The organism is Anaplasma bovis (genome assembly GCF_036903315.1).
Lineage (GTDB): Bacteria > Pseudomonadota > Alphaproteobacteria > Rickettsiales > Anaplasmataceae > Anaplasma > Anaplasma bovis.
The window spans coordinates 1-3665 of the sequence record NZ_JAWLNY010000073.1 but is presented as its reverse complement, the minus strand read 5'-3'; the positions used below and the strand labels follow the sequence as shown (position 1 = coordinate 3665).

General features: G+C 44.8%; 3 protein-coding genes. All 3 read left to right on the top strand.

Translation table 11 applies throughout. The annotated features are described in order from the left end of the window. On the top strand, positions 1-309 hold a 309-nt coding region (locus R4I06_RS04470; protein WP_334414384.1), incomplete at its 5' end, for an MMPL family transporter. 13 nt (positions 310-322) lie between these two features. Then, complete coding sequence (locus R4I06_RS04465; RefSeq protein ID WP_334414383.1) at positions 323-475, top strand: zinc-finger domain-containing protein; 153 nt, start codon at positions 323-325, stop codon at positions 473-475. 253 nt (positions 476-728) lie between these two features. Next, positions 729-2300, top strand: a complete 1572-nt coding sequence (locus tag R4I06_RS04460) for a hypothetical protein (RefSeq protein WP_334414382.1) — start codon at positions 729-731, stop codon at positions 2298-2300. Positions 2301-3665: the final 1365 nt, after the last annotated feature.

Here is a 3665-nt window from a genome sequence, read left to right as displayed (position 1 = left end):
ACCGTGGGCATGTCTATAGACGCTAACGTTTTGATATTTGAGAGAATAAGAGAAGAAATGAGGGCATCCGGAAAGTTGCGTTATGCGGTGGATAGGGGCTTTAAGAACGCAATGTCCACAATTTTTGATTCAAATATGACAACTCTGATAGTTGCCGCCATTATGTATGTTATGGGCAATACTTCGGTAAGCGGATTTGCGGTAACTCTTGGAATAGGAATACTATGCTCCATGCTTTCGGCTGTCATGCTCACCAAAGTGCTCATAGAGATTGGAGTAAGTACGAAAAGCGTTAAGGGTTTCAGTTAGGAGCTGACTACACATGAGTGACGATAATTCAACAAAGGAAAAGATAGTTTCGTGCAACGGATCCTCAGACGGCACTGACCTCCATTCAGGGCATCCTAAGATATACGTGAAGGTCGCAGAAGGTGAAGAGAAGCCATGCCCATATTGTGGTCGCTTGCTACAATAATCCTATGTGGGTTACCAGCTTTGTTTTCTCTTACAGTGAGTAGATCTACTTGTAACCCTAGGCTTTATTTGACTTTTTATAAGTAAAAATGTTAGCATTTTCCATATCACAATAGACATTTATGGTGCGTTAAATGCCGGGCAACAGCGCTCTTTCTTACCGCTTCCCCAAAGATGCCTCCCCAGAAACTATACTTAAAAGAAGGTCAGCGTTCTTTTCTCCCCAAATGGGACTAAGGGTGAGGGGCACTCATGTGCTGGGTGTAGTTCCTATGTATAGGCTCATACCTATGGAGGAACTCGTTGAAGGTCTTAAAAAACACTCACACCCTGTAAGAAGGCCGTGTGAGGAGGCTATTGCAAGCAGAACATTTTTTCTCTTTGAGCACAATATCTCGCGCATAACAGAAACCTTGCAAGAAATTCAGAGTTTGTCTCTTTCTCCCAAAATCGTATGTACTACAGAAGATGCAAAAAAGCTGTTATCAAATGGGATTTCGCCATGCAGTATTTTGCATGAGGACTGGGTGCTGGTTTCCAAGGATGTACTGCTACTCGTATATTCTAGCGCTTTATCGGAAAAGAGTCTCACCCAACTATGCAGTGTTTTCTCAGCCAGCGCTGATGCAGAAACAACAACTATATCCTTACTTGCGCGCGCCACTCGAAATCTAAAATTTCCCGTTAGTTCAAATTTCTTCTGCACCGCAGAATATAATGACCTTTTAAAACCTTGGAGCCAAAGTGTACTTGATGCAGTGTTCTACATGGAAAAATGGAGTTTTCTTACCGAGGGAGAGCAGAAGCTCAGATGCCTATCCAGTATATTTCTTTTTCCTATTATCATTCCCCTCATTTGCTTGGGTTTATTAAGGCGGCATTCCACATATAAAACTGAGTACCCAAACTTGATGCGCTGGCAGCTATCAGGCTACCGGAAGGCAGTGCGCGCTTATGCGCTATCTAATCTTGATCCCTGTAATTACAACGTGAAAAAACCCGCCTTAGATGTAATTGCGGGTCCTGCTCTGATAGAGCTAGGTTACTTTAATGAAGATCAACAGCCTACTGAACGCGGGAATTATGTAAGCCCCTTTCACAATTTTGTAGGGTTAGCGCAACTATCTGACGTACCTAAACATGCCGCGAATTTACGTGTAGCGTGCATGTTGTCAGCGCTAGCCGCAGCAGTGTTCAGCACATCATACTTTGTGGGCTTATTTTTGCACGCAAGGTTGGTGCATATTTTAGCAACCATGTCATGCGCTGCTGTTTTTATTGCCTTTGTCACCTTAACAATAGATGTGATAAGTAGGGGATCAAGTAAGGACAAACGTAACATTTTGCCCGTGTGTCTTACTGTTCTTCCGTATTCAGCCATTATGCTTGGTGTGGGGATTGCATTCGGAAACTCCGTACCACTTCTTGTGCAAACATTCTGTTGCGCGGTCACTCTCTTAGCGTGTTTACTGTACGCCGCAGTATCGATATCAATGTCTATTCTGTACCGAAAAGATGCACAAATGGCACAGAAACTGGGACTAAGCATCACTTCCTACTTAGAAATAAAACCCACAATAGTGAAAACTTTTGAAGACCTCATTATAGAGGACAAAGACCAACTACCCACATATTCCTACCTGCATGCGCTAAAGGTGGGACACGGTAACGTGGACCTTCTGTTTCCGCAGAATACTGCCACCGGCCTACGCGATGATGACCATTCTCAGCCAAGTACAAGCGCAATAGTAGATCCTCCTACTCCAACCATGACACACCCACATCTACTCCAGGTCCACGGGGAGAGTCCTACCAGATCTCTCTAAAGGAACCCGCCCTAGCCTGTACACGTTGGGAGAGCATTTTCAGCCCTCGCTCCGTTAGGCCCCATAAGAATATCCGGCAACCTGCATTGCAGTGACAACCTCTATCAAAGCACTAATAGCACCGCTCGAGTCTCGTGAAATTGGTGTAGCCCTGCAAAACGGCTAGATACAGCGACAATATCTTTTAAAGCTGTTATAAGTGCGAAAAGTACCATAATCCCGATAGTTATGGCAGCGCTGCACGCTATAGACAGGGGTTCCTGCAACCTTTTTAAAGTTATGCCCGCTAGATCCTCTTAAATTGGAGAAGTACTGAACGCCAGATGAAGCTGACAGCCAAAATTCCACTGTTCCCGCACATTATGCCAATTGAGTTGGATTAACGTACTTCCTGCAAAGACTTCTCAGCATCTTATCTCACTATAGCGGACAAGACCTGTGCCCCACGCAATAGCTTTCTAATCGAGGAAGATGCTCCTAGTGCTAACTACCTATGCTCTCTGGTAGAGGCTTTCATGCCTCACTATAGTAGCCTACAAATCCCTGTAATTACTATAACGGCAAGGCACCACTGAATGTACATTGTATAGCATTGATAACCTCTTCAAGTACAAAAAGCATCAGCAGTCCCCCAGATTCCAGTGCGTCTTTAGGAACTTTAAGCCAAAACATTCCTGCCAAGGGTCTCTAACGCGGAACACCTGTACCTATTGCCTATCTACACGCAATAGCTTCCTAATCGAGGAAGAGGCTCCTGGTGCTAACTACTATGCGCTCTGGTAGAGGCTTACCCCACTATAGTAGCCTACAAATCCCCGAACGCAATAATCTCTTAAATTGGGTCAGAACTGCTATGGTGCGTCGCACAGGGTCAGCAAACCTCTTTCAAAGCTTCTGGAAAAACTTACGAAGTACAAAAAAAGCTCGTCTAGTTTTCTTAAACCTGGTTAGACGACCAATTACCCCCCTATAGGGAATCTTCAACAACAGAGCGCCCCATTACAGAGATTATCCATACAAGATTCCCTTAAACCGCGTTACGCCAATGCGCCACATTCGGGAGCTTTCAGTACCTCTTCTAATCATAGAGACAAGAAGGCTAGCTACCTAGAAACTTCCAAGCCAGCCCACTGCCCGATTCTTTGGGAGGTACTCTCTATAGAGGGACACTCTTTTATTCTTTTTGGTCCCCGTTAGAAGTACATCCTCGCCCCCAATTCCAGCCCATAATGCCTAAGCCGGAACGATATTATAGCTGTATCTACTTCTTCCGCATCATCCTCTACAGGTCTAGGAGTATAGTCATCTGCTAGACGCTCAGTGCGTATACCCTTGTAGTCCCCATCCCCGAAGACCTTCATATAC